Raw genomic sequence first — 4330 nt, forward strand, 5'->3', positions numbered from 1 at the left:
GAAGCTATTATTGACGCTGATGGGGGTCGCAATATCGACGCAATCAGTCAACTCCGCCGATCTTCTTGTGACGACAACGTCAGATTCAGGACCGGGTTCCTTACGTCAGGCACTGACGGATGCTCAATCGGGTGACCGAGTTGTCTTTGACTTCTCCGCGAGCGAGACCATCACGCTCATGAGTCCACTGCCGTCGATTGGCGATCTTTCGTTTGCAAAGAAAGACCCGGCGGACACTTATACGGTGACCATCGATCGAAACGCGTTTCCGGCACTTGAATTCGCCACCGGATCAATTGATCCCACGGGCATTGTCGTGACCAATACACCGGTCCCGGCGACCGTTGACATCAATGTTGCCACTGGAGTCACCCTCTACGGGGATGGCACCGTCACAGGAGATATCGACCTACCGGGGACCCTTGCCCCCGGCGAGAGTGCAAACGCTGGCTCCATCGGCACCTTTGAGGTTGTCGGTGACCTGGATCTCACCGACGCGACGGTGCAAATCGATCTGAGCACAAGCGGAGGAACGACGACTAATGACTTGATCAGGGTCAATGGGAACGCCACGCTTACCGATGCGACGTTGTCGTTCAACTTCGTTGGCAGTCAATTTGAAGTCGGTCAGAAGTTTTTAATCCTGGATTCGAGCAGCGGCTTCGCGTCTAGCTTTTCCAATCAGTCTGACTCGTTTGCAATCCCCGATCGGCCGTTTCTAGAACTCGTAGAGGATTCATCACCGACATCTCCTTCGGGATACACGTCTCTCGGAAATCAACTCGGCTTCACCGTACAAGATAACAACGTCCCGTTTTCGTCAATCGTTACCGGTTGCAATCAACTTTCTGCCGTTGCGATTTTGGAGAGCTTTCGTGGCGCTGGTCCGTCCGGCACTACGAGTCAGCCCGCCGTAAAGGCCCTGGTAAATTCGTCTGGCGAATCGATGATCGCCGCCGTCAATCAGCTTTCCGGATCGATCTATCCGTCGCTGATCGGAGCGGAGATCACCCACATCCAAAACAACTTGGAATCGGTTCGGGATCGGGTGATGCTGCAGCGTTACCCAGGCGTCCAACCGCCCGCCATCATGCCCTGGATTCGAGCCTATGGGGTGTCCGCCACTACCGACCAAGATGACTGCTCGACGGTCGGCTACCATCAAGAATTTGGCGGGATGGAACTCGGTCTGGCGCTGAGCAACAAACAAGGGTTTTCGTCGCACGCCTTCGCACACCTCGGAGGTGGCGATGTCCGAACGTCAGGCGTCGACCAACGCGCCGAGATTGAATCCTACCGGGGTGGCGGCTCGATTGAGTATGTCGGTGATTCGATCTACGTTTTGGCCGCCGGGGGTGCCGGAGTTCAATCCTATGACGTGAAGCGATCATTGTCGGCACTAGAAGGTTCGACCTTCGTCCAAAGCTCCTTCGACGGTGCCGCACAATTTGGATATTTTGAATCGGGAACTGTGGTCTCCTGGTTGGCTACCAACTGGATTCCCTACCTGGGTCTGCATGCAACCCGTGTGGAACTCGATCCAATCAACGAAACTGGTGACGGTGACTTCGCTCTCGCCAACTCGGGCGGTGACGGCGATTCGATCCGCGGGGTCCTCGGTCTGGGCCTCGAACAATCCGGCGGCACGCCACTGGGGCCGGCTACGACACGAGTCCGGTTCGGTTGGATGCACGAGTACCTCGATTCCAATGAGGTGTTTGTGTCAAACGTCACCGGTTCAATGCTCCCTTTGACCGATCGAGGCGTCGATGCCGGAATCGACTGGGGATTCCTCCGCGTGCAACTGGATTTGTTTCGATTCCTGGGTGGCCAAAGTTCGATCGCGTACCAGGGACAAGCAAACTCCCGTTCGTCGTTCAACGCACTCGCCGCCGGTGTCCAGTGGGTCCGGTGACCTGCGGGAAGTAATTGATTTCGAAAACTGCACGACTTCTGAAATCCTATCTGGGGTCGTTCGCTGCCCGCCGCGAAAGGCGAGTATCATATCAGCACGCCCCTGAACGTCGCGCCGGCCGAGTGGCAGTGCGGCACGGGTGATGTTTGACCGTCTGCCCCCATTTCGCCCCTTCGCATGATGAATGTTCCGTCGCGACCACGCTTGCTCTTTTCTCACCTCGCAACCCTGGTCGCTGCGACGCTGGGTGCGTTTTTCAGCGGCGATGTCCGCGCGGATCGACCCAATATCTTGTGGATCTATGTCGATGACATGAGTGACTGGGTGGGATGCTACGGCGATCCGATCGCCCAAACGCCCCACATCGACAGCCTGGCCGACGGCGGCGTGAAGTTCACCCGTGCCTACATGCCAGCCCCCGTTTGCTCCACCACACGATCGGCCTTGATCACCGGCACGATGCAGACCACGCACGGTCTGCACCAACATCGCACCATGATCAAAAAGCCGTTGCCCGACGGTGTGGTGACCGTCCCGGAACTCTTTCGCGATGCCGGTTACCTGACGTTCAATGAAGCAAAGGACGATTACAATTTCGCCCGCGATCGAGACCTCCTGTACTCGCCCGAATTCAATCGCCCCACCCGCAAACAAGTCAACAGCCACATGGTGGGTCGTGACGTCTCCTGGCTAAAACAACTGCAAGGCAAACCGTTCTTCGGCCAAATCCAACTCAAGGGCGGAAAGATCGAAGGCGAAACGGGATCCAAGTATCCCGCGCCCAGTCGCGTCTCGGAAGATCAAGTGACGGTGCCGCCGCAGTATCCCGATCACCCCGTATTCCGCAACGCGATCGCACGGCACTACGAACAAATCGCCGAAACCGACGCGCAAGTCGGCGCCATCCTGTCGGCACTCAAAGAATACGGACTGTGGAAAAACACCGCCGTGTTTTTCTTCACCGACCACGGCAGCCCGCTACCCCGAGCGAAACAGTTCTTGTACGAAGACGGCACCAAGATTCCCCTGCTGGTTCAGTGGCCCGGCGGCACCGATCAGATCACCAAGCATGGCCAAACACGGTCGGACCTGGTCAGCGGAATCGACATCACCACGACCTCACTCGGACTGGCGGGAATCGACATCCCAAAATTCATGGAGGGACGCGATCTGTTCGCCGACGACTTTCAACCACGCCGGTATGTGATTTCAGCCCGCGACCGGATGGGTAATGCGATCGATCGCATTCGCACCGTGCGTTCGGACAACTTTCGATACATCCGAAACTACAAAACCGATCGTGCCCTCTACCAACCGCAGTACCGCGAAAACTATCCGACGTTTGTCACCCTGCGCGAGTTGCTCGCCGCCGGAAAACTCAGTCCGTTGCAGGCGTCCTACTACGACGCCGAAAATCGCCCCGAAGAAGAGCTCTACGAGCTGACAGCGGATCCCCACCAAACCGTCAATCTGGCGAAACACCCCGACTACGATTCCGTGCTGAAAGAACATCGCCGTCAACTGCGGCAGTGGGAAGAGGCGACCGACGACAAGGGACGTTATCCGGAAAGCCGAGCCTCGCTGCGGTTGGTGTATCAGTCGTCCAAAGGCAGATGTGTTACGCCGGAGTATGACTTCCTGAGAAAAGAGTCGACGAAGTAAAAGTCTTGGCGCCTTCCGCTACGATCAAATCGGTCACTTGTACAATCGACCTCCCCTCGCTTCGCTCGACCCTCCTGCCAGGCATTGGTATCTACACAAGTCGCCTTTTGCCCAAAGGGCATGCATATCCATAGCCTGGGGCAAGAAAACCGAGCATTTGCGAGGGTTGCGCCGCCCCAGGAACCGCATCAGTATGCAAAGCCCAGCGGGCTGACAGAGTGTTTGCCGGGCCCGTCAGGGCCCGGATTCCAATGCAATTTCGCCGCAGGCCTGGAAGGCCGACACAGTAATCGCGGGGTCGAGACCGCCGCCTGGACTGTGTCGCCCTTCCAGGGCTGGAGTGGTGGAGGCGACATTCAACCGGCGGTTCACACCGCCGGCAAACACTGTGCCTGCCCTCCGGGCATCACCTACGACTTGATGCAGACACGCACAAACTCACTCGTTCTGCATCTCAACGTCGTCCAGATAGAACGCACCGTCGCTGCGCGCCGACGCGATGAAACCGACCCAACGGGTCTCGGTCCAGTCGGGATCACACGCCAGATCCGTCACATGGTGCCGGCGGCCGTCCGGCAACACAAACGTCGCCTGCCAGCGAGCGTTGCGAATGCCTTGTGTCGCTTCCATCGTGACGTGCAACCATGTCCCCGCTTCCATGTCGAACAGTTATTGCCCCCGGCTGTGCACCGCGGTTTCGCTCAACTGCAGACTCGGTCCCGTTTGATAGGGTTGGGTCTTGCTGCGCCATTC

At 57.7% G+C, this 4330-nt stretch carries 3 protein-coding genes; 2 read left to right on the forward strand and 1 reads right to left on the reverse strand.

Going from position 1 to position 4330, the window contains the following annotated elements; genetic code table 11:
- Window positions 1–178: 178 nt before the first annotated feature.
- Window positions 179–1915 (forward strand): autotransporter domain-containing protein, encoded by a 1737-nt coding sequence (locus ABX749_RS23965; RefSeq protein WP_372898219.1) that lies wholly within the window; start codon window positions 179–181, stop codon window positions 1913–1915.
- 204 nt (window positions 1916–2119) lie between these two features.
- Window positions 2120–3577 carry a sulfatase gene (locus ABX749_RS23970; RefSeq protein WP_372898220.1) on the forward strand — a complete coding sequence of 486 codons (1458 nt, stop codon included), beginning with the start codon at window positions 2120–2122 and terminating at the stop codon, window positions 3575–3577.
- A 438-nt stretch (window positions 3578–4015) separates the two neighbouring features.
- Here the strand turns inward: ABX749_RS23970 and ABX749_RS23975 are convergent, their stop codons facing one another.
- Entirely contained in the window at window positions 4016–4237 is a 222-nt protein-coding gene (locus tag ABX749_RS23975) for a hypothetical protein (RefSeq protein WP_372898221.1), read from the reverse strand.
- Window positions 4238–4330: the final 93 nt, after the last annotated feature.

This window comes from Stieleria sp., assembly GCF_041595215.1.
GTDB classification, from domain to species: Bacteria; Planctomycetota; Planctomycetia; order Pirellulales; family Pirellulaceae; genus Stieleria; species Stieleria magnilauensis.